This window comes from Erythrobacter dokdonensis DSW-74 (assembly GCF_001677335.1).
GTDB lineage: Bacteria > Pseudomonadota > Alphaproteobacteria > Sphingomonadales > Sphingomonadaceae > Erythrobacter > Erythrobacter dokdonensis.
Window position 1 is genome coordinate 337795 of record NZ_LZYB01000003.1, and the last position, 22573, is coordinate 360367.

Genomic DNA, 22573 nt, shown 5'->3' on the forward strand with positions numbered 1-22573 from the left:
CGGATGCCATATAGGCAAGTGCATGGTGCTATTCTGGAGGCGCTGAACCGTGACGACCCCCACCTTGCCCCGCAAGAAGAGCCTGAGCACGGCAGCGCGGGTGCTGCGTTTGATCGGCTCTCTGTTCGACCCTCGTGCCTGGTTGCATCTGGTCAAAATCATAAATTATTACAATTACTCACACGTCGCCCCGATGCGATCTGTCCGATTTGCGGGGGCGCGCAATGTCAGCCCCGACGCGGTGTTCCATCATCCCGAGCGGATCGAGATCGGGCACCGGGTACGGATCGGATCGCGCTGCCATCTTTGGGCTGGGCCGCGCGACGGGCGCATTGTCATTGGTGATGATGTACTGTTTGGGCCGGAGGTGATGCTGACGGCTGCGACCTACCGTTACGATCTTGGCAGCCCTGTTACCGATCAGCCCATGGCCGAGGGTGATATTGTTATCGGTAATGATGTGTGGCTGGCTACCCGCGCCTTGGTTCTGCCTGGCACCCGACTAGGGGATGGTTGCATCGTCGCCGCTGGAGCGGTGGTCCGCGGAGACTTCCCGCCGATGAGCATCATCGCCGGTTCCCCGGCCCGGGCTGTCAGCCAGAGGGTGATCGTACAATAGCTGTCAGACCTCGCGCGCGGCAAGGTCCCGCTCCCATACGATGTCCTTGCGCTTGCGCTTGACCCGCCGCACCCTTAGGCGGACCACCGCCTTGATCGCGAGATAGATCAACACATCGAGCACCGAGGCTCCCTCGTGCAGCGCGTCGTAAAGGTCGCCGGCATTGTTCGATCCGGCGTAGTGCGGGCTGGGATAATCCCTGAGAACCTGTTCATTGCCTAGGCGGCGGCGGGTCTCGACCCGGATCTGGTCAATCGCCCGGCGTGGTGGGGAGACGAGGAACCACACAGGTCGGCCTTCGGCGTCGTTCGCGATGTTGCGGCGTTCGGTCTCGCTGAAGCGTGAATAGACCCAGATATCGTCTCCGGTGATCGGCGGGAAATCGCCGATCCTCTCATAGGCCGCCTTGGAGAGACCAAAGCAGCCCGATCCGACCAGCGCCCGCTTGACATAGGGTTGGGTCAGCCACACCCGGTAGTAGGCGCGCGCCAGCCAATTGGAGCGCGACAGATCCATGCGCAGCGCGGGCGCCGCCGTCATAATACCTGGCTCGCGCAGAACCTGCGCCACGGCCTGCAGCGAGTCATAGGAACACTGGACATCGGCATCGAGATAGATGCGTGGGAAGTAGAGTGCCTCGCGATTGGCGGCATTCATGGCCGCAGTCTTCGATCCGACCGGCAGATCGAGCACGACCGCACCGGGGGCGACCTTGCGGGCAATGGCCACGGTATCGTCACTGCAGCCATTGGCGGCGATGATGACTTGCATCTTGCTGTCGGCGGGGACATCGGCCAGCAGAACGTTGAGGCAGCGGGCAATCACGGCTTCTTCGTTGTGGGCCGGAATGATGACCGTGAATGCCGTCGGATCAGTCGTCGCCATGGGACTTTTCTCCAAAAGAGCCACCAAAATGCCTCAACGCAATCGATAACTTACACGGCGGCCGATGGCTGCCGGCTGGGTTCCTCAGCGATTGCCCAACTTTGCTAGCAGGCCCCGATCCGGATCATATCCATGGCGCCAAAACCCAGGGCGCAGCGCGATATCGCGGTGGCTCGATCCAACGGTCTGGATGTGTGGGAACCACCGCCCCAGCAGCCAACCAGCAATGACGCGTTGCCAGGCCCCGAGCCACATCAAGATGAAGGCAAGTTCCTGTCTGCGCCCATTCCAATGCCGACGCGCAAACTCCATGTTACCCGCGGCGCGATAGAGCATCCGCACCGGTGTTATGGCTTGACCGTGCCCGATATCGTGAAAGGCTCGCGACTTGGCAATGCGCCAGAATTTGTAGCCCCGCAAAGACAGGCGGTAGAACAGATCAACCTCCTCGCAATAGAGGAAATATCGGGCGTCAAGGCCTTCGACCTCGTCCCATGCCTGACGCTGAAACAGGATAAAGCTACCGCTTAACACAGCTACTTCGGCATCAGCGTCTATGCCGAGATGTCCTTTGTCTACGGCGATGGAACGGCCGAGCATGCGGCTGGCCATCTCTCGCAAGGAAGGAATGTGAACGGTGTTCCCGTAGTCCGGATTGCCCGCACGGTCTAGCGTAACACCGCCCCAGGCAGCCACCGACGGATCAGCCACCACCGCCGCATCGATGAGGTAATCGATCGCTTCTGCCTCCAGGACCATGTCGGGGTTTAGCAGCAGTAGAAACCGACCCCGGGCTTGAGCTGCCAGCAGGTTATTGCCCCCCGCAAAGCCGATGTTCCCCCGGCTCGGGACGATCTGAACGTCCGGGAACGTCGCAGTTACGAGTGTTTCGGTGGAACCATCGCCATTGTCGACTAGCAACACTTCGAAATCATGGCGTCCGCAGGCTTGCGGAATCGAGGCCAGGCAGGATGTGATTACCGATGTCGAATTATAGGCAACGATGAGAATGCTGACCGTGGGCAGAGGTGGGGAGGGGGCCATTGGCTGTTATCTACCCTAGTAGAGCTTTTCGTGTTCGAGCATGCTACGGCCAAGTGAAATTACTGTTTCGCGCGATTACATTTATCTTGGCATGAACTAAGGTATTGATTGCCGAATACGGACTTCGTCGCTGGCCTTAGCTGCAGCCTCGTCAGCAGCCAGTACTAAAATTCGTATACTTCGATGTCATGGCTATCCAGATTGATCTAACGATGAACCCCGGCCTTATCCAAAAATAATTTTCAATGACCTGCTACTTGTCCCGTCCATATTCATAATACCCGTACTGGTAACCATAGGCCTGACCGGCTTCAAGAGCACGGTACTTGGTTAGCACGACCCCGAGAATTTTTCCGCCGGCCAGCGCGAGGCGACGTACGGCCGATCTTGCCTGTCCAAATGGCAGACGATTGGATTCGAGCACGAACACTGTGCCATCGACCAGACTGGCAAGAGTCGGCGCATCGGCCAGACCCATGACCGGGCACGAATCGAAGATGATAAGTGAGTATTCACTCCGGTATTTCTCGATGAAATCCCGCAATTCGCGTGAAGCAAGAAGCTCGGCGGGGTTCGGCGGAATTTCGCCGACCGGCAGGATTTCGAGGTTCTCGTGTACCCCTTTCACGACCGCGGCTTCGAGCTCGACATGACCCAGTAGCACTTCTACCAGCCCGATCTTTGGGCGCTCGATATCCAGCAGGCTCGCAACCGACGGGCGACGAAGGTCAGCGTCGATCAGCAGGGTCCTTCGGCCGAGGCTAGCGAACAGTTCGGCCAGAATCACTGCGGTCGTGCTCTTGCCCTCGCTTGCCTGACTGCTGGTAAGCTGAAAGACATTGCGGTTGCGCGGCATACTGAAGTCTATCGCTGCACGAATCGATGAATAGGCCTCCATCAGCGCGCTGAACCGGTTGGTTCCGAGTGCGTCCAGATCTCGCCCTTCGACGTGCGGGGTGTGTCCCAGCAGCGGCAGGCCAAGCTTTTCCTCGATTTCGTCGAGCGACCGTACCCGGTCATCAAGCGTCTCTCGTACCACCGCTAGTGCGGCCGCCACCGCCAGGCCCAGGACAAAGGCGAGGCCCATGTTCTTCGGAATGTTGGGCGAGAAAGGTGAACGCGGCACTCTAGCTGAGTCGATCTTGCTGATCGTCCCCGGATCGAGATTTGCGGCGCTATTGACTTGATTATAGCGATCAAGCAGCGATTTCAGCTGATCGCGCAGTGCCTGCGCTTCACGCTCCAGTACGCTCAGTTCGATTTGCTGGTCCTGCTCGACAAGACGGTTTCCGGTTAGAGACGCCAACTCCGCCTCAAGCGCTCTTTCCTGGCTCTGCGCAACGAGAAACTGGCTGCGAGCGCTAGCCTTGATGTCGTCTCCGCTGCGCTCGACCTGGGCATCGATAACTTGCAATTGCGCGAGCAGGTTTTGGATCTGGGGGAAATCATCATTGTACCGCTGCCGCAGCTCGGCCAGCTGCGCTAGCTTAGTGGTCCGTTCCGCCACAAGTCCCTGAAGCACACCACTGGCCTGCACTTCGGGCAGTTCCGCAGCGGGCAGGTTCTGGATCGCGCGCCAACGCTGCTCTGCTTCGATCCGCGCAGCGCGGGCGCTGGCGACCCTACTATTGATACTCGTAAGATTGGCTGCAGTCAGTGTCGAGGAACCACTGCCCTCCTCTGTCCCCCCAGCTTGTAGGATAATCCCGGAACTGCGCGCGTAGCTGTTGGCAACCTGCTCAGCTTCAGCCAGCCGCGTGCGCGTCTCTTCGATCTGTCCCTTGATGTACTCCAGAGCAAATTTGTTGCTCTCGATTGAATCGCGCGAGCCGGTGGCCACGAAAGCATCAGCATAGGCATCGGCGATTTCCGCAGCAAGAACCGGATTGGTGGAGCGAAAGCCGACCGTTATAACCCAGCTTTGAGACGATCGGTCTGCTACCACACCGCTGGTGAGCATTGACGCGGCGATCTGCATTTTCCGTTCGCGCCATTGTTCATCGCTCATACCTGATGCGCGGCTCTCCTCGATGTTCTCGCCAATGAAATCAGTCCGCGAAGCCAGATCGAGATCGGCTGCCACGGTTTCGGCCATGCTGCGGCTCTTGATGACCTCTGTTTGCGTCGCGATATAATCGTAGATCTGGATCGGGCTGTAGCCCTGCATGACCTCTTGCCCTTCGACTACTGCTGTGCCGAAAGGCTTGATCGCAACCTTGGCGCTTGCCTCGTAGACGGGGGTGGACAACAGTGTCACGATCAGGCCGCCGAGCAAAGCCAAAACAATCGTTGATGCCACAATCCAGCGCTGACGGTAAATGATGCCGCGGATCGTCGCAAAATTGAATAACTGAGCGCGCGGCCCAGCGGGCCCGATCTGGCCCAATGGGCCATCAGGCATATAGGCGTCCAGCCAAGCGCCTTTGTGACTGGACTCGGGGGCCTGGACGATCGATCTTTCGTTCATGGGATTTAGTTTCTGAGGCCTGCGGCGGCAAAGACGCCAAACGCAGGCAAGGCCCTTAGAAGGTCATTCCAGAACACCGAAAGGCCATCAGTGCCCATCACCACACGGTCGCCCGGCTGGAGCACGGGATCCAGCATCGTGCCCTGTCGCAACTGCCCATAATCGAACTTGGCGACCATGATCCCATCGGCGCTTTCACGGAAAACCGCGACCTGATCGACTTTCGCCGTCCGCGTCGGCCCCTTTGCGAGCGCGATGGCCGAAGAGAGCCGCGCACCTGGCTGGAAGGTGTAGACGCCCGGCGTCTCCACCGCACCCTCGACCGTTACGAGATGGGATGCATATTCGGCGATGTTGATGCTCACCATCGGCGACTTGAGACCAACGGCGGCAAGCCTACGCGTGACTTCCTGCTCGAACTGCTTTGCTGTCATTCCGGCAGCCGGAATGGAGCCGAGCATGGGCAGGGACACGTTACCTTCAACCCCGATCTGAACGCTGTCGAGCGAAAAGTCAGGCTCGCGGAACACTCGCACGGAAATCTTGTCCGCCGGTCGCAACTGATAGGTCGTGGGTCGCTGGAACGAATAATCTGATTGCCCAAGATCAGTCCGCGGCTGGATCACGCTTGCACCGATAATCGGGTCCGGTGTCGATGCACAGCCAGCCAGCAAAGCCATTGCGAGCGAGACGAGGGAGGCTTTCCGTACGGGGTTGGACGTCAGCAAAGTCACGGGTCTCTCCTTGAGCAGGCAGATCGGCCCTGCGGCCTACGGACTTTTGCTTAGACGCACGATTTTCGCAGTGCAACACTAATGCAGCGGCCTTGCCGGTGCCGAATGCGGGGATGTGCCGCGCAGGAACGGTTTGCCGATTGCGTTGCACAAGTTAGACGCGCCATGGTCGATCGACGGCCCACTACGCCTTGATGATCGCAATTTTTGACCGCATGAGGCCACAGCGCGTCGCAATGCGCTCGAGCATCAGGAAGGTGATCAATGTCAGCCGGACCCTCCGCGCTAAGCCTCGCCGCCAGCGGTGTTTACGGTCTTGTGATTTTGGCCTGCATCGCGGCTGCAATCACAGCCAAGCGCTATAGGCAAATGCCGGGACATTGGCGATTTTGGGCGCTTCTAGCCTTGCTTTTCGGCATGCTGATTGCGCTGCGCATGCTGGAAGTGGAGGAGTGGCTGCGCTCGACCTTACGCGCATCACTCAGGGCCAGCGGTGAATATGGGCAGCGCCGCGATCTGCAGGCTCCGCTTTCGGCGGCGATTATTGCATTGGCGGGCATCGGCACGCTTGGGCTCATCTACCGGAAGACCCGCAATCTGCGCGGACGCCGCAATGTTGCCAGGCTGGTAAGTGTCATCGCTGCGTTGGCGATCATCTTCCTTATCGCCCTACGACTCGCCTCGCTACACGCGATGGATGCTTTGCTTTATGGTCCGCTCAAGCTGAACTGGGTTGTTGATCTCGGCTCAAGTCTGGTGGTGATGATCGCCGCCATTCAGTACATCCGACTTGTGCGCGCGCATCCCTGACAGGGTCGGGCGGCCGCTTGTCAGATGCCCGCCAGGATCCCGGCGATCCGCCGGCTGGCAGTACCATCGCCATAAGGATTATGCGCCAGAGCCATCGCTTTATATGCGGCCTCATCATCCAGCAAGCGCACCGTTTCCGCCGTGATTTTGCGTCGATCGGTACCCACAAGCCTGGCCGTGCCCGCAGTAACGCCCTCGGGCCGCTCTGTCGTATCGCGCAGCACCAGCACCGGCTTGCCGAGGCTGGGTGCCTCCTCCTGAATTCCGCCCGAGTCTGTCAGAACGATGTCGCAGGCCGCCATCATCGCTACAAAATCAATATAATCCAGAGGGTTGACCAGCGCGATATTATCGCGCCCAGCCAGCGCCGGCCGCATGACCTGAGTGACATTGGGATTGGGATGGAGCGGATAGATGATCGCCACGTCATCCCGTGCAGCAAGCATCTGCAATCCCTTGGCAATCTGCTCCATTCCTGTGCCGAAATTCTCGCGGCGGTGGGCAGTAACAGCGATGATCCGCTTCCCCGCAAACCGTTCCTGCAGGGGGCCGATGGTCGGCGCGAGCGAGGGATCAGCAGCGATCTTCCTTTGCGCGAAAAGTAGGGCATCAATCACCGTGTTGCCTGTAACGTGTATGGATTTTTCCGGCACGTTTTCAGCGCGTAAAGCTGCGGCAGCGGTCCCGGTGGGGGCAAAATGCAGGTCGGCAACCACTCCTGTAACCTTGCGGTTCACTTCCTCGGGCCAGGGCGAATAGATGTCCCCGCTGCGCAATCCCGCCTCGACGTGACCTACCGGGATCCGCCGGAAATAGCACGCCAGCGATGCCATCATCGTGGTCAGCGTATCGCCATGCACCAGCACCCGGTCAGGCCGTAGGGTATCCAAAGCCTCGCCAAAGCGGGTCAGAATCCGGCTCGCAAGACCGTCCAGGGACTGGTCTGGAAGCATCAAGTCGAGGTCAAGGTCGGGTCTAAGCCCGGCGAGAGCCAGCACGGAATCGAGCAATTCGCGGTGTTGGGCCGTCACCACCACTTTCACATCGCACAGCCCCGTTTCGCGCAGCGCAAAGACCACCGGGAACATCTTTATCGCTTCGGGACGGGTGCCGAAGGTGACGAGGATGCGCGGCTTCGCGCCCGTTTCATTCATTGCCGCAACATACCCCGCGTATCGAACACCAGCTTGCCCGTCAGATCGGCAGGCGCCAGATGCTTGAACGCGGTGTGATCGACCAGCACCACCACAATCTCCGATTCGCGCAGCGCCGCGTCAAGCGTCACCAGCCGTGCGCCGGTTCCGGCAAGGCAAGCGGGCAGGCTCTCGGTGAAGGGCTCGACCACCAGAATCCGGCTTGCGTGGGTAAGACAAAGCGCCTCGGCGATTTCGAGCGCCGGGCTTTCGCGGAAGTCGTCGATATCGGGCTTGAAGGCGAGGCCAAGCAGCGCGACCTTGCCATCCGGTACCGCATCGAGCAGCGCACGGATCTTGCCTTCGGTGTGCACCGCCTTGTAGTCGTTGACCTCGCGCGCGGTGCGCACCAGTCGGGCAGCTTCAGGAGCGCCTGCCACCAGAAACCACGGATCGACCGCGATGCAATGCCCGCCCACGCCGGGGCCGGGTTGAAGGATGTTGACGCGCGGGTGGCGGTTGGCGAGCCGGATCACCTCCCACACGTCCACACCGATTGTATCCGCGATCATCGACAGTTCGTTGGCAAAGGCGATGTTGACGTCGCGGAAGCTGTTTTCGACCAGCTTCACCGTTTCGGCCACACGGGCGCTGGTGTAAAGGCAATCGCCCTTGACGAAAGAAGTATAGAGCACCGCCGCGCGCTCCGCACAGGCCGCTGTCACCCCGCCGATCACGCGGTCATTATGCACCAGTTCGTTGACGATCCGGCCCGGCAACACGCGTTCCGGGCAATAGGCGAGTGCGATGTCGGCATCCCCGGTCCTTCCATCACATGGCACCGCGATATCGGGGCGCAGTTCGGCGATGATTTCGGCGACCCGTTCAGTGGTGCCGACCGGCGAGGTGCTCTCGACGATGACACATGCGCCGGGAAGGATCCTGGGCGCGATGGCGCGAGCGGCAGCCTCGACATAGGAGATGTCCGGGGCGTTATCGGGCCCCAGCGGGGTGGGCACGGCAATCATGTAGAAGCTTGCCGTTGGCACCTCGGTCGAGGCGACCAGTGTCTTGGCGGTGATGGCGTCATGCACCAGACGGTCCAGATCGCGTTCCTCGATATGCACCCCGCCGGCATTCACTGTCTCGACCACCCGCGGCGATACGTCGACGCCGCAAACACTCCAGCCATAGGACGCCAGCAACGCGGCGGTCGGCAGTCCGATATAGCCCAGACCGATGACCGCGACCTGATGTTCGGGCGCATGCTGGCCGGCATCCTGGCCAAGCGAAGCCGCCGCTTTGAAAGGTGCATTCATGAGTTCACGGTCCCGCGTATCCGGGCCGGACCATGGCGGCAAAGCCGTTAAGATCGCGTTAGGCTTGCCGTGGGTTTCACCATGAGGGCGCCCCGTTGCCCGCCCCATCGCTCCCCATGTCGCCGATCAGAGCGGGCGGCTCTCGATGAAGGCGGCCAGCGCTTCGTGCAACTGGCGGGCCGTGGACGATCGGGCGGCCGACCAATCCTTCAGCGCCAGCCCCTCGGCAATGCGTGGGGCCAGTTCGCTCTCGTCAGCGGCGACCAGAATACCCGGCCGTCCGGCGAACTTGTCGACGGTTGCCAGCTGGTGATCGTTGCGATGCTCGCCGCGATCGGCACGCCGCGGCATGACGAGGATCGGCTTTCCGAAGCGCGCGGCGGTCAGCACCGTGCCAATCCCCGCATGGCTGACGATCAGCGAGCAGCGCTCCACGAGGGCCTCGAACTCCGCAGGTGCGATCTTCTCGCGCACTTCCATGTTCTGCGGCCGGTACAAGCCCTTTCCGGTTTGCGCGATCACCGGCATGGCAAGCCCGGGTGCCAGCGCGTCCATCGCTGCGATCAAGCGGTCGAAGCCGAGCTGCATACCGACAGTGACGATGATCAAAGCACCGCCCCGAAATAGCGCGGGTTGTCTTCGCCCGCGAGGTGCTCCCACTGGGTCCAGCATTCATGGGCAAAACGCTTGGAAAGCTTGCCGCACATCGACAGCTCCTCGCCATTGGCGACACTGTCGATCCAGAGCGTGCGCGCGCCGATCAGCCGTCCGGCCAGGATGCAAAAGAACCCCGGCGCCGCGCCGGTCGACACGATCACATCCGGTCGGTGTTTCAACACCACCCGCAGCGCCACCAGCCCACAGATTGCCGAGCGCACGGGCCTGTTCTGGTTGCAGTCCGGCAAACGGTCTGCATCGGCAATGCCATGCTGGGCTGCCATCGCGGGCTCTGTCGTGGCAAAGCGGATATCATAACGCGAAAGGGTCGGACGCAGCAGCATCAGCTGTTCCCAGTGACCCCCGCCCGAGGCAACGGCAAGCACCCTGATGCTGTTTTTGCCCACCGCTTGCCAGATTCCGCTTATTGTCCTGCACAAAGGCCTCGCATCGACCTTTCAACAAGCACGAGGGGCTGTCAATCGCCGGGCGCCAGCCGCGCGACTTCGGCCAGCACGGGGGCGGCCCATTCGCTGCGACAGATCAGCAGATCGGGCATGAATGTGTCGGCCTGATTGTAAATCAGCGGTGAGCCGTCGATGCGCGAACAGTGCAGTCCGTGCGCCAGCGCTACCGCTACCGGCGCGCAACTGTCCCATTCGTGCTGACCGCCGGAATGGAGGTAGACTTCGGCGTCGCCTCGCACCACCGCCATTGCCTTGGCCCCGGCGCTGCCCATCGGCACCAGCGCGCCGCCGAGCGCCTTGGCGACGGCCTCGGCCTCGCGCGCGGGGCGGGTCCGGCTGACGAGGAAGCGCGGATGCGGCGTCATGGCCGGAAGGGATTGCGGCTGGTCGGAGCGCATGACCACCTCGCCCGCCAGGCCCGGCAACGCCACGGCCCCCAGCACGGGAAGGCCATCCACCGCCAGCGCGACATGGACTGCCCAGTCGCTGCGTCCTTCGCTGTATTCGCGGGTGCCGTCGACCGGATCTATGATCCATACCCGCGACTTGCCGAGCCGTGCCGGATTGTCCCTTTCCTCTTCGGAAAGCAGCCCGTCATCGGGTCGCGCCGCGCGGATGGCCTCGCACAGGAAGCGGTTGGCCACCACGTCGCCCTCGTTGCCCAAGGCCTTGCCGGCAAGGTCCGATCCCTCGCGCACATCAATCAGCAATCGTCCGGCTTCAGCAGCGAGGTGTGCGGCCAGCGCGGCGTCGGTCATGCTCTCGCGTGTCATTTCAGCGGGAGGATCTGCTGGATGATGTAGCGCGCTGCCTCTTCGGGGGTCATGTCCACCGTGTTGACGCGGATTTCCGGGTTTTCGGGTGGCTCGTAGGGACTATCGATCCCGGTGAAGTTCTTGAGCTTGCCCTCTCGTGCCTTGCGGTAGAGGCCCTTCACGTCCCGCGCCTCCGCCACCTCGAGCGGCGTGTCGACGAAGATTTCGATGAACTCGCCTTGCGCCAGCATTTCGCGCACCATCTGCCGCTCGGCCCGGAAGGGCGAGATAAACGCCGTGAGCACGATCAGGCCCGCATCTGCCATGAGCTTCGCCACTTCCCCGACCCGGCGGATGTTCTCGATCCGGTCGGCTTCCGTAAAGCCGAGATCGCGGTTGAGCCCGTGGCGGACATTGTCGCCGTCGAGCAGGAAGGTATGGCGGTTCATCATGTGGAGCTGCTGTTCGACCGCATTGGCGATAGTCGACTTGCCGCTGCCCGAAAGCCCGGTGAACCACAATACCCGGGGGATCTGGTTCTTCATTCCGGCATGATCCTCGCGGGTGATCGCGGTCGGCTGCCAGTGGATGTTGTCGGCGCGGCGAAGCGAGAATTCGATTGTCCCGGCTGCCACCGTGGCGTTGCTATATTTGTCGATCAGGATGAACCCGCCCAGCTGGCGACTGGTGGAATAGGGCTCGAAGGTGATCGGGCGGTCGGTCGCAAATTCAGCCACGCCGATGGAATTGAGGCCCAGCGTCTTGGCTGCAAGGTGTTCGCGGCTGTTGACGTCGATCTCGTATTCGGGCGGCTGGACGGTGGCGGTGACCAGCTGCGTGCCGAGCTTGAGCCAGTAGCCGCGCCCGGGCTTGAGCGTCTCCTCGTCCATCCACACGAGGGTGGCTCTGAACTGGTCGGAGGCCTGCGGCGGATCGCTCGCGGCGGCGATCACGTCGCCCCGGCTGCAATCGACCTCGTCGGCAAGGCTGATGGTTACCGCTTGGCCCGCAACTGCCTCCTCCAGATCGCCGTCGAAGGTGGTGATCGTCTTGACCGTGCTGGTCTTGCCCGACGGCACGATCCGCACCGGGTCACCCACGCGTACCGTCCCGCTGGCGATCAGCCCGGCAAACCCGCGGAAGTCGAGATTGGGACGGTTGACCCACTGCACCGGCATCCGGAACGGCTGGGCCTGCTCGGCGGCATTGTCGACGTCGACGCTTTCCAGATGCTCGATCAGCGCCGGGCCTTGATACCACGCGGTGTTGGCCGAAGGCGCGGCGGTGATGTTGTCGCCCTTGAAGCCCGAGATCGGGATCGCGGTGAAATCATCAATTCCCACGTCCTGCGCAAAGGCGCGGTAGTCCTCGACGATCCGCTCGAAGATTGTCCGGTCGTAGCCCACCAGATCCATCTTGTTCACAGCCAGAACCACGTGGCGGATGCCGAGCAGGTGAACCAGCCACGAATGCCGCCGGGTCTGCTGCAGCACGCCCTTGCGCGCGTCGACCAGGATAACCGCGAGGTCGGCGGTCGAGGCGCCCGTCACCATGTTGCGGGTGTATTGTTCGTGTCCCGGCGTGTCGGCGACGATGAACTTGCGCTTTTCGGTCGTGAAGAAGCGGTAGGCCACATCGATCGTGATGCCCTGTTCGCGCTCGGCCGCAAGACCATCGACCAGCAGCGCGAAGTCGATTTCCTCGCCCTGCGTGCCGTGGCGCTTGCTGTCGTTTTCGAGCGCGGCGAGCTGATCCTCGAAGATCATTTTCGAATCGTAGAGGAGGCGGCCGATCAGCGTGGACTTGCCATCATCCACGCTGCCGCAGGTGATGAAGCGCAGCAGGCTCTTGTGCTGGTGCCGGTGCAGATAGGCGCCGATGTCCTCGGCGATGAGGGTGTCGGTCTGGAAGCTGGAGGGCGTGTCCATCAGAAATACCCCTCCTGCTTCTTGTCTTCCATGCTGGCCGATTGTCCCTTGTCGATTGCCCGCCCCTGCCGCTCGGAACTGGTGGCTAGCAGCATTTCCTGGATGATGTGGCTCATCTCGGTCGCTTCGCTGATGGTCGCGCCGGTGAGCGGGTAGCAGCCCAGCGTGCGGAAGCGCACCGGACGCATCACCGGTTCCTCGCCCTCCTCCAGTCGGAAACGTTCGTCGTCGACCACCAGGATCATCCCGTCGCGCTCCACCGTCGGGCGTGGCTTGCTGAAATAGAGCGGCACGATATCGATGTTCTCGAGCGCGATATATTGCCAGATGTCGAGTTCGGTCCAGTTCGACAGCGGGAAGACGCGGATGCTTTCGCCCTTGTTCTTCTTCGCGTTGTAGAGGTTCCACAGTTCGGGGCGCTGGTTCTTCGGGTCCCAACGGTGCGCGGCCGTGCGGAAGGAGAAGATACGCTCCTTGGCGCGCGCCTTTTCCTCGTCGCGCCGTCCGCCACCGAAGGCCGCGTCGAAGCCGTGCGCGCTCAAGGCGCGCTTCAAGGGATCGGTCAGCTGCGCCTGCGAATAGAGGGCGCTGCCGGTGTCGAAGGGATTGATGCCCTGCGCCTCGGCCTCCTCGTTTTCGGCGATGATCAGCTTCAGGCCATATTCGCGCACGGTCCGGTCGCGGTGGGTGAGCAAGTCCTGAAAGTCCCACCCGCTTGCCACATGCAGCATCGGGAAAGGCGGCGGCGCAGGGTAGAAGGCCTTGCGCGCCAGATGCAGCATCACCGAAGAATCCTTGCCCACCGAATAGAGCATGACGGGATTTTCCGCCTCGGCCACGACCTCGCGGAAGATATGGATGCTTTCGGCTTCGAGCCGTTCGAGATGGGTCAGTTCACGCATGCCGCGTGCAGCTATACGCTGCGCTCGCCACGACAAGCAATTTTGCCTTTGCGGGGCGATGGTGCGGCTTGGGCGGCCATTCGCAATCTCGGGACTTGCCCTTGGCCATCGCGCGCGCCAGAGACTCTTACGCAAAGGGAGAGTTGCATGAACCAGCCGTCAGGGCCGCTTGCCGGCCTCAGAGTGATCGAATTCAGCGGCATCGGCCCGGGACCGCACGTCGCCATGCTGCTGGCCGATCTTGGCGCGGAAGTGGTGCGGATCGACCGTCCCGGCGCTGTCGTGTCGAACCCGGTGGTCGAGCGTGCGCGGCACCGCGTCGGCATCGATCTCAAGAGCGAGGAAGGCAAGGCCTTCTGTCTTGACGCGGTGGCGAGGGCCGATGTTCTTATCGAGGGCTTTCGTCCCGGCGTGATGGAGCGGCTGGGGCTGGGGCCGGAGGAACTGCTCGCATCAAATCCGCGCCTCATCTATGCCCGGATGACCGGTTGGGGGCAGGACGGCCCGCTTGCGCAAGCTGCCGGTCACGACATCAACTACATCGCGATCACCGGCGCTCTCTCGGCGGTAGGCAAGGCCGGAGAGACTGCCACGCCGCCGCAGAACCTGGTCGGTGATTTCGGCGGCGGGTCGATGTATTGCGCCTTCGGGATCATGGCCGCGCTCTACGAACGCGAGCGGTCGGGCAAGGGGCAAGTGGTCGATGCCGCGATCGTCGATGGCGCGACCAGCCTGATGAGTTTCTTCTTCGGCGTGCGCGGCCGGCCTTTCATCACCACCGAAAGGGGCAAGGGGATGCTCGGCGGGGCGGCGCATTTCTACCGCTGCTTCAAATGTGCGGACGGCAAGGAAATCTCGCTCGGCGCGATCGAAAGCCAGTTCTACGCCGAACTGCTGGCCCGGGCCGGAGCGCCCGAAGAACTGGCCCAGGGCCAGATGAACCCCGCCAACTGGGACCATTACGCCGACAAGCTGGCCGCCCTGTTCGCCACGAAGACGCAAGCTGAATGGTGCGAACTGCTCGAAGGCACCGATGCCTGCTTTGCCCCGGTGCTTGAACTCGACGAGGCACGCGATCATCCGCACATGCAGGCGCGCGGGGCCTATGTGCAGCACGAGGGCGAGTGGCATACCGCGCCCGCCCCGCGTTTCAGCCGCACGCCCGGCGCTGTCCGGTCGAGCGCGGATGACGGCGCGGATGTGGTCGCACGCTGGACGGCAGGCTCCTGATGGCGGGGCGGTTCTTTGACGAATGGCAGGTGGGTGACCGGATCGAACACGAGATCCGCCGCACCGTCACCGAGACCGACAACCTGCTGTTCTCGACGATGACCCACAATCCGCAGCCGCTGCATCTCGATGTCGAGGCGGCCAAGGCGAGCGGATTCGGCCAGATCCTCGTCAATTCGACCTTCACCTTCAGCCTGCTGGTCGGGCTGTCGGTGGGGGACACGACGCTCGGCACGCTGGTCGCCAATCTTGGCTTCAACAATGTCGTCACGCCCAAGCCGGTTTTCATCGGCGACACCCTGCGCGCGACTTCCGAGGTCAAGGAACTGCGGGAGAGCAAATCGCGCCCCGATGCAGGCATCGTCACCTGGGTCCACGAAATGTGGAACCAGCGCGACGAGGTGGTTTGCCGGTGCGAGCGCTCAGCCCTGATCCAGCGGCGCGGCTGAGGCCATCACCTCGCCGCCCAGCGCCTGCCACAGGACGACCCGGGCTCGCGATGCGCGGCCCATCGCAGCGGCCGCGCGTTCACCGCTGGCATCGGCAGCGCGGCGCGCTTCGAGCACTTCGAGGAAGCTTGCCAGCCCCGCGCGGTAGCGGGCTTCGGCCAGCGATGCTGCGCGGGTGAGCTTGCCATGTTCATCCACGGCCAGCTGCGCTTCGCGATCGGCTGCGGCAACCACGCCGTAAGCTGCCTCTGCATCGCCCAGCGCCTGAAATACCGCAGCCCGATAGGCAGCAAAGGCGGCGCGCTTGTCAGCAGCGGCGGCATCGATCCCCGCGCCCACGCGCCCGAAATCGAGCAGCGGTCCGGCGACCGCGGCGGTCAGAGTGCCGACCAGCGAATCCGAATCGAAGAAGTCGTCCGGGTCAAATGCCAGCAGCCCGATCACACCCGACAGGGTGATGCGCGGAAAACGCGCCCGCGCCGCTGCGGCAAGGTCGGCATCGCTGGCGGCGAGGTTTGCAGCGGCGGCGGCGATGTCGGGCCGGTTGGCGAGCAAGTCGGAAGGCAGGGCCGCCGGTGCATCGGCCATTGCCAGCGGCGTGCCGGAGCCAGCCAGTGCTGCGCGCACAGAAGCGCCGTCTTGTCCGGTTAGCGTCACAAGCCTTCCGATCAGGCGCGCGCGCTCGCTGTCGAGCGCGGCCAGTCGGACCTTGGAGGAACTGGCGGTCGCCTCGGCCCGGACGCGGTCGAAGCCGGGGGCGATCCCGGCATCCTCACGCACCTTTGCAAGCGCTGCAAGTTGCTCGGCGGCCGCGACGTCGGTGTTGATTTCGGCAGCGCGCGCGTCAAGCACCCGCCAGTCGATCACGCTCGCGGCGATTTCCGAAAGCAGCGCCAGCCGCACGCCGTGCGCCTGTGCGCTGGCGGCGTCGATCCGGGCTATCGCGGCACGCTCCTGCGCCTTCAATTGCCCGAAAATGTCGGGGTCCCAGCTTGCGGTGATATTCGCGCCGTAGAAGGTCTGTTCGCTGGGGATCAGCCCCTGCTGGCCGGCCGGGCCGAACTGCGCCGGGTTGATCCGGTTCTGCCTCACGCTGCCGTCGGCGGTGATGTTGGGCAGGCGCTCGGCCCCGGCGCGGCGGGCACCGGCGCGTGCTGCTTCGATCCGGGCGGCGGCTTCGGCAAGGCTGGGCGCATCCGCCAGCGCCGCCTGCGACAGCGCGCGGTAGGCTGGATCGTCCATTGGCATCAGCGCGGAGAGCCCGGTCTTGGCAGCGGTCTCCGGCCGGAATGCAAAAGCGTCCGGCAAGTCGGGCGTGGGGGTGGCGATGTCCGGTGCGGGCTGCGCCATGCAGGCGGCCAGCATGAGCGGCAGCAGTGCGGCGGATAAGAGGGCAGGACGGCGCATCGCCTCAGTCCTCCGCATCCGTCGGCCCATCCTTGGCCGCGATGAAGGCATCGACCTGCTGGCCGACCCGGAAATCCTCGCTTTCGGGCAAGGCGTAGATCAGTTGCAAGACCCTGACGTCGACCCGCTCGGCGGCGCTGTTGGTAAGCGAACGCTTGGGCACCACCTGCGGCTCGGCGCGCACGAATTGCGCCTCGACGTGGAGTTCCGCCGCGCCGCGCGGGCTGATGACGGCGGGCGCGCCGAGCTTGACCCGCGCGACTTCGTTCTCGTCGATGTCGATGCGCACGTGGAGCGGATCGGTGTCGCCCATCTGGATGAAGGGCTGGCTGCTGCCGCCCTGGGTCGCGACGAATTCGCCCGGGCGGATGTTGACGGCGAGGATTTCGCCCGCGATCGGCGCGCGCACGGTCAGACGTTCGGTTTCGGTGCGCGCCGTGGCAGCGGCGGCCCGCGCGGCGGCCAGACGCGCCCTGGCAAGGCCGAGGCGGCTAGTGGCGGCGGCTTCCTCGCCCTCGGCGCGGATCACCTCGGCGCGGCTGACGGCGGCCGGATCGGTCAGACTGCGATAGAGGTCGAGTTGCTGGCGGGCGGTGCGCTGTGCCGTCATCGCCTCGCTGATCGCTGCTCGTGCCTCACTGATTGCGGCATCGGCCTGCGCGAGGCTGGCGCGGGCCGCGCGATCATCAACGCGGAACAGCACCTCGCCCTGCGCCACCCTGTCACCCGGGCGCACCCGAACCTCGGTGACCAGACCCGACAGCGCCGAGCCGATGTCGATCACCTCGCTCGCCGGTTCGACCACGCCCGCGCCCGCGACGCGCGGCGCGTCGGCCAATGCGCCCACCGCCTTCGGCGGCTGCTCCGCCGGCTCGACGATCTCGCGATCGGGTTGGCCGCTGATGATGTACCAGGCAGCAACGATCACTCCGATCACCGCGAGGATCGGCAGGATCTGGCGCGAGAAACTCAGATTGCGGGGCAAGATGGCCATGATGTCCTCGGATTGCAGGAAAGGGGTGGGGCGGGCACGGCATCAGTGATCATCGGGCATGTCCTTGCCGTCATGGGTGATGCGCCCGTCCTCGAGCACGATGATCCGGTCAGCCAGATCGAAGATGCGGTTGTCGTGGGTGACGATGATGCAGGCCCGGCCGGGGGCGACCGCGACCTCGCGCAAAAGGTCCATCACGCGCCGGCCCGAACGCGCATCGAGCGCGGCGGTCGGTTCGTCGCACACCACCAGGCGCGGTTCGTGCACCAGCGCGCGGGCGATGGCGACGCGCTGCTGCTGCCCGCCCGAAAGCTGGCGTGGCAGCTTGTCGGCCTGGTCGAGGATGTTGAGCTTGTCGAGCAGCACCTTGGCGCGCTCGCGCGCTTCGTGGAGCGGCACCCCTTGCGCGATCAGCGGCACGGCTGCGTTGGAAGCCGCGTCGATCGAGGGGATCAGGTTATATTGCTGGAAAATGAAGCCGATATTGTCGAGCCGGAAGTTGACCAGTTCGGTGTCCGACAGCTTGTAGATGTCGGTGCCGAACACCTTCACCTCACCTTCCGTCGGGTAGAGGATGCCGCACATGATCGAGATCAGCGTGGTCTTGCCCGATCCGCTTTCGCCCACGACATAGGTCATCTCGCCCGAACGGATGTCGGCATCGATCCCGTGCAGGACACGGATGGTGGATTGCCCCGCCTCGAACTCGCGCACGATCCCGCGCGCGCAGATGGCCGCTTCGGCATCGCAGGGGGGGCTGACGGTGGCGGTCATGGCTGTCTCGCTCACCGGAACACCGCCGCCGGTTCGGTCTTGAGCACGCTGCGAAGCGCGATGAAGCCGGTGATGGCAAGGATGATCGCCACCGCCACAAGGCTGATCAGCGGCACCTGCCAGGGGATGTAGAAGCCCTTGAAGAACGGGTTGGCGGAAAAGGCCAGAATGAACACCACCGTGCCGATCACCCCCAGCGCATAGCCGATCAGGCCGACAAGGCCCGCCTGCGCCGCCACCATGCGCACGATCTTGGCGTTGGTTACCCCAATCGCCTTCAACGCGCCGAACTGCTTGATGTTGTCGCGGATGAACAGGCTGAAGGTCAGACCGACGATCGCCACGCCGACGACGAAGCCGAGGAACACGGTGATACCGAAGTTGGTCGGGATGCCGGTGTTCTCGATGATGAAATCGATCCCCGCCTGAGCGAATTCCTCGCGCGTCCGGGCTTTCAGTCCGGTCTCGCGCTCGATCCGGGCGGCGACTTCCGAAGGGGTCTGGCCCTCGCTCACGCCGACCAGCACGAAGCTCAGCCGGTTGCGCGTCCCGGGCACGAAATTGAGCGCGTTGGAATAGCGGGTGTAGAGCACCACCGTGCTGGTAAAGCTGGGTATCGAATCCGCGATGCCACGGATCACGGCACGCTGGTCGTTGAGTTCGAGCCGCTGGCCCACCGGATCGATCTCCGGCGGGAAGAAGCGCAAGGAGCCGGTATCATCCACCGCCACGGCATCGGGCGCGAACAGAACCGACTTGTCGCCTTTCGCCATGCGCGCCGGCAGGCCGATCAGCGTCGCGTCATCGACCCCGATCACGCCCACGCCTTCGAGATCGCCTTCCTTGGTCCGGACATTGGCCACGGCGCGAAGATGGGGCACGGCCCATTCCACGCCTTGCACCGATCGCACCTTGTCGAGCGCGGTCGGCGGCATGGCATAGCTCACATCGGTGGTGCGGCTGACCGGATCCATCACCCACACCTCGGCCTCGGGCGCGTTGTAGACGCCGCTGGCACCGCGTTGCACGAGATTGACGAAGATCGTCATCTGCTGGGTGATGAGCAGCGTCGAGAAGGCAATGCCGAACAATAGCCCGTAGAACTTCTGGGCATCACCGGTGAGCATCCGGATAGCGATCCAAAGCACGATAGCGGAACCTTTGTACGCAGGGAGGGTTGCGTCGATAGCCGAATCACACCATTATTGAACGGCAGCGTTTAATTGAACGGAGCCGTTCATTTTGTCAACATGCGGTTCAACCGCCACGGAAAATTCCGCAAAACCGCGCCGGGCCGGACGCCCGCTCGACGCGGCGAAGCGCCGTGCGATCGTGGAAACCGCCGCGCAGCATTTCTTCTATAACGGCTATGCCGCCACCTCGATCGAGCAGGTCGCGGCCGATGCCGGTGTGTCCAAGGTGACGATCTACAACCAGTTCGGTGACAAGCGCGCGCTGTTTACCGCTGCGGTCGAATGCGAATGCGAGAAGATGCGCGGGCACTTCTCGCTCGAGGCCATGCCGGCGGGCAGCATCCGCGATCGCCTGACCGCGATCGGCGAGGCCATGTCCGCCTTCCTGTTCCGCCCCGAAATGATCCAGTTCGAGCGCCGCATCGCCGCCGAGACGGAAACCGAACCCGCGCTTGGCGAAGCCTTTCTCGAGGCCGGGCCGAGGCGAATGAAGCAGGCTTTCGCCGCCTGGCTGGGCCATGCCGTGGCGGCGGGCGAGCTGGCCATCGCCGATCCCCAGCTGGCCGCCGAACAATTCGTCTCGATGTGCAAGGGCATGGGCGATCTCGAGCGGCGTTTCGGCGCGACTGTGCCTCCCGAAGCGCGCCGGCTGCGTATCTCGGGCGCGGTCGAGGTGTTTCTTGCCGCCTATGCCCCGTCCGCACCGCGGGCGGAGCATCGATAATTCGCATTACGCTGTTCGAAAATTAGCATCATGCGCGAGCCTGCGCATTATCTTGCCATTCATCCCGCGCGCCCTACATTGCAGGCGTGAGAAAGGAATCCAGCCGATGAGCGAGCAGAACGATCCGCAGCAGCAGCCTGACGGCCCCAATCCGTGGGTCAGGCAGTTGATGATCTGGGGCGGGATTTTCCTTGCCCTGTTGCTGGTCGTGACCCTGTTCAGCAATGCGGGCCAGAACCCCGGCACCTCGATCCGCTATTCCGATTTCCGCGATGCGGTGGCGCAGGGCGAGGTTCAGGACGTGCAGCTGGGTGAGGAGATCATCACAGGCACGCTCAAAAATGGCGAGAGTTTCTCGACCGTTCCGGTTCCCAACGACATCGAAATCACCCGTTTGATGGAAGACAACGGGGTGCAGTTCACCGGCAAGCAGCGCGAACAGCAAAGCGTGCTCTTGTTCATCCTGCTCAATTCGCTGCCCTTCCTGCTGATCCTCGGCATTGCCTTCTTTGCGCTGCGCCAGATGCAGAAGGGCGGCGGCGGCGGCGCGATGGGCTTCGGCAAGTCCAAGGCCAAGCTGCTGACCGAACGTTCGGGCCGCGTTACTTTCGACGACGTTGCCGGCATCGACGAGGCGCGCGAGGAATTGCAGGAAATCGTCGAATTCCTGCGCGATCCGCAGCGCTTCTCCAAGCTTGGCGGCCAGATCCCCAAGGGCGCGCTGCTGGTCGGCTCGCCCGGCACCGGCAAGACCCTGCTGGCCCGCGCCATTGCTGGCGAAGCGGGCGTGCCGTTTTTTACCATCTCGGGCTCGGACTTCGTCGAAATGTTCGTCGGCGTCGGCGCGAGCCGCGTGCGCGACATGTTCGAACAGGCCAAGAAGAACGCGCCCTGCATCGTCTTCATCGACGAAATCGACGCGGTCGGCCGTTCGCGCGGCCACGGGCTCGGTAATTCCAATGACGAGCGCGAGCAGACATTGAACCAGCTCCTTGTCGAGATGGACGGCTTTGAAGCCAACGAAGGGATCATCATCATCGCCGCGACGAACCGTCCCGACGTGCTTGACCCCGCGCTGCTGCGTCCGGGCCGGTTCGACCGGCAGGTGGTGGTCCCCGTGCCCGATATCGACGGGCGCGAGAAGATCCTCGGCGTGCACATGAAGAAGGTGCCGCTGGCTCCCGACGTGAACCCGCGCGTGATCGCGCGCGGCACGCCGGGCTTTTCGGGCGCGGACCTTGCCAACCTCGTCAATGAAGCCGCGCTGCTGGCCGCGCGTCGCAACAAGCGGCTGGTGGCGATGCAGGAGTTCGAGGACGCCAAGGACAAGGTCATGATGGGGGCGGAACGCCGCTCGATGGTAATGACCGACGACGAGAAGAAGATGACCGCCTATCACGAGGCCGGCCATGCGATCGTCTCGGTCCACGAGGCCGCGTCCGATCCGATCCACAAGGCTACCATCATCCCGCGCGGCCGCGCGCTGGGTATGGTGATGCGCCTGCCGGAGCGGGACAGCTATTCCTACCATCGCGACAAGATGCATGCGAACCTGTCGGTCAGCATGGGCGGGCGCGTGGCGGAAGAGATCATCTTCGGGCACGACAAGGTGTCTTCGGGCGCCTCGTCCGACATCCAGTATGCCACCGATCTTGCCCGCAACATGGTGACCCGCTGGGGGATGAGCGACAAACTCGGCCCGCTCCAGTACGAATCGAGCCAGGACGGCTATCTGGGCATGGGCCAGACGATGCGCACCATGGCCTCGGACGAGACCAACAAGCTGATCGATGCCGAAATCAAGGGGCTGGTCGAAGGCGCCCATGCGCGTGCGACCGACATCCTCAAGACCCACGAGGACCAGCTCCACCTGCTCGCCCAGGCGCTGCTCGAATACGAGACGCTGACAGGCGAGGAGATCAAGACCCTGCTCGAGACCGGCAAAGTCGACCGCCCCGATTCCCCGCGCGGGCCGAGTATTCCGGCTCCGGTGCGCGGTTCGGCGATCCCCAAGGCGGGCAAGCGCTTCGGCGGCGCCAAGGGCGCGGACGGCGACGAGGCTCCGCAGGGAGCCTGATCCCG

At 63.4% G+C, this 22573-nt stretch carries 21 protein-coding genes; 6 read left to right on the forward strand and 15 right to left on the reverse strand.

The window, feature by feature from the left end:
- Window positions 1-49: 49 nt before the first annotated feature.
- Window positions 50-619 carry an acyltransferase gene (locus I603_RS07975; RefSeq protein WP_068863846.1) on the forward strand — a complete coding sequence of 190 codons (570 nt, stop codon included), beginning with the start codon at window positions 50-52 and terminating at the stop codon, window positions 617-619.
- Between the two features lie 3 nt (window positions 620-622).
- Here the strand turns inward: I603_RS07975 and I603_RS07980 are convergent, their stop codons facing one another.
- The 4 genes from I603_RS07980 to I603_RS07995 all read right to left on the reverse strand — a co-directional run bounded on the left by I603_RS07980 (window position 623) and on the right by I603_RS07995 (window position 5749).
- Complete coding sequence (locus I603_RS07980; RefSeq protein ID WP_068863848.1) at window positions 623-1504, reverse strand: glycosyltransferase; 882 nt, start codon at window positions 1502-1504, stop codon at window positions 623-625.
- Between the two features lie 84 nt (window positions 1505-1588).
- Window positions 1589-2548: a glycosyltransferase family 2 protein gene (locus tag I603_RS07985; RefSeq protein ID WP_068863849.1), complete on the reverse strand. Its 960-nt coding sequence runs from the start codon at window positions 2546-2548 to the stop codon at window positions 1589-1591.
- 253 nt (window positions 2549-2801) lie between these two features.
- Entirely contained in the window at window positions 2802-5015 is a 2214-nt protein-coding gene (locus I603_RS07990; RefSeq protein WP_068863851.1) for a GumC family protein, read from the reverse strand.
- 5 nt (window positions 5016-5020) lie between these two features.
- On the reverse strand, window positions 5021-5749 hold the full coding sequence (locus I603_RS07995; protein WP_232305292.1) for a polysaccharide biosynthesis/export family protein: 729 nt from the start codon (window positions 5747-5749) through the stop codon (window positions 5021-5023).
- Between the two features lie 264 nt (window positions 5750-6013).
- Between I603_RS07995 and I603_RS08000 the strand changes: the two genes are divergently transcribed.
- A complete protein-coding gene (locus I603_RS08000) occupies window positions 6014-6559 on the forward strand; it encodes a hypothetical protein (protein ID WP_143736671.1) in 546 nt (181 codons plus the stop codon).
- A gap of 20 nt (window positions 6560-6579) precedes the next feature.
- On the opposite strand, the gene wecB is transcribed toward I603_RS08000, so the two are convergent.
- The 7 genes from wecB to cysD form a co-directional block, all read right to left on the reverse strand.
- On the reverse strand, window positions 6580-7713 hold the full coding sequence (gene wecB / locus I603_RS08005; protein WP_068863857.1) for a non-hydrolyzing UDP-N-acetylglucosamine 2-epimerase: 1134 nt from the start codon (window positions 7711-7713) through the stop codon (window positions 6580-6582).
- A complete protein-coding gene (gene wecC / locus I603_RS08010) occupies window positions 7710-9011 on the reverse strand; it encodes a UDP-N-acetyl-D-mannosamine dehydrogenase (RefSeq protein WP_068863859.1) in 1302 nt (433 codons plus the stop codon). Before wecC ends, wecB begins: the two co-directional genes overlap by 4 nt.
- Window positions 9012-9137: 126 nt before the next feature.
- Window positions 9138-9620 (reverse strand): glycosyltransferase, encoded by a 483-nt coding sequence (locus tag I603_RS08015; RefSeq protein WP_068863860.1) that lies wholly within the window; start codon window positions 9618-9620, stop codon window positions 9138-9140.
- Window positions 9617-10012, reverse strand: coding sequence for a glycosyltransferase family protein (locus I603_RS08020; protein WP_232305293.1), 396 nt, complete (start codon window positions 10010-10012; stop codon window positions 9617-9619). The genes I603_RS08015 and I603_RS08020 overlap by 4 nt, the downstream gene beginning before the upstream one ends.
- Before the next feature lie 134 nt (window positions 10013-10146).
- Window positions 10147-10893 carry a 3'(2'),5'-bisphosphate nucleotidase CysQ gene (locus tag I603_RS08025; RefSeq protein WP_269747008.1) on the reverse strand — a complete coding sequence of 249 codons (747 nt, stop codon included), beginning with the start codon at window positions 10891-10893 and terminating at the stop codon, window positions 10147-10149.
- 11 nt (window positions 10894-10904) lie between these two features.
- Window positions 10905-12818, reverse strand: a complete 1914-nt coding sequence (cysN, locus tag I603_RS08030; protein WP_068863865.1) for a sulfate adenylyltransferase subunit CysN — start codon at window positions 12816-12818, stop codon at window positions 10905-10907.
- Window positions 12818-13720 carry a sulfate adenylyltransferase subunit CysD gene (cysD, locus tag I603_RS08035; RefSeq protein ID WP_068863867.1) on the reverse strand — a complete coding sequence of 301 codons (903 nt, stop codon included), beginning with the start codon at window positions 13718-13720 and terminating at the stop codon, window positions 12818-12820. Before cysD ends, cysN begins: the two co-directional genes overlap by 1 nt.
- 147 nt (window positions 13721-13867) lie before the next feature.
- Here cysD and I603_RS08040 point away from each other — a divergent pair, with 147 nt between their 5' ends.
- Complete coding sequence (locus I603_RS08040; RefSeq protein ID WP_068863869.1) at window positions 13868-14950, forward strand: CaiB/BaiF CoA transferase family protein; 1083 nt, start codon at window positions 13868-13870, stop codon at window positions 14948-14950.
- The gene (locus tag I603_RS08045; protein WP_068863871.1) at window positions 14950-15399 is read left to right on the forward strand and encodes a MaoC family dehydratase; all 450 of its coding nucleotides are present in this window, start codon (window positions 14950-14952) and stop codon (window positions 15397-15399) included. Before I603_RS08040 ends, I603_RS08045 begins: the two co-directional genes overlap by 1 nt.
- Here the strand turns inward: I603_RS08045 and I603_RS08050 are convergent.
- From I603_RS08050 to I603_RS08065, 4 genes are read right to left on the reverse strand one after another with little or no spacing between them, the layout of a single operon-like run.
- A complete protein-coding gene (locus I603_RS08050) occupies window positions 15373-16806 on the reverse strand; it encodes an efflux transporter outer membrane subunit (protein WP_068863873.1) in 1434 nt (477 codons plus the stop codon). The two genes, I603_RS08045 and I603_RS08050, sit on opposite strands and share 27 nt — an antisense overlap.
- 4 nt (window positions 16807-16810) lie before the next feature.
- Window positions 16811-17800 carry an efflux RND transporter periplasmic adaptor subunit gene (locus I603_RS08055; RefSeq protein ID WP_068863875.1) on the reverse strand — a complete coding sequence of 330 codons (990 nt, stop codon included), beginning with the start codon at window positions 17798-17800 and terminating at the stop codon, window positions 16811-16813.
- Between the two features lie 42 nt (window positions 17801-17842).
- Window positions 17843-18589: an ABC transporter ATP-binding protein gene (locus I603_RS08060; protein ID WP_232305294.1), complete on the reverse strand. Its 747-nt coding sequence runs from the start codon at window positions 18587-18589 to the stop codon at window positions 17843-17845.
- On the reverse strand, window positions 18586-19722 hold the full coding sequence (locus I603_RS08065; RefSeq protein ID WP_068863879.1) for an ABC transporter permease: 1137 nt from the start codon (window positions 19720-19722) through the stop codon (window positions 18586-18588). Before I603_RS08065 ends, I603_RS08060 begins: the two co-directional genes overlap by 4 nt.
- Before the next feature lie 184 nt (window positions 19723-19906).
- Here I603_RS08065 and I603_RS08070 point away from each other — a divergent pair, with 184 nt between their 5' ends.
- Together I603_RS08070 and ftsH are read left to right on the forward strand one after the other, a co-directional pair.
- Window positions 19907-20491: a TetR/AcrR family transcriptional regulator gene (locus I603_RS08070; RefSeq protein ID WP_232305295.1), complete on the forward strand. Its 585-nt coding sequence runs from the start codon at window positions 19907-19909 to the stop codon at window positions 20489-20491.
- Window positions 20492-20597: 106 nt separating this feature from the next.
- Window positions 20598-22568, forward strand: a complete 1971-nt coding sequence (gene ftsH, locus I603_RS08075) for an ATP-dependent zinc metalloprotease FtsH (RefSeq protein WP_068863882.1) — start codon at window positions 20598-20600, stop codon at window positions 22566-22568.
- The last annotated feature ends 5 nt before the right edge of the window (window positions 22569-22573 follow it).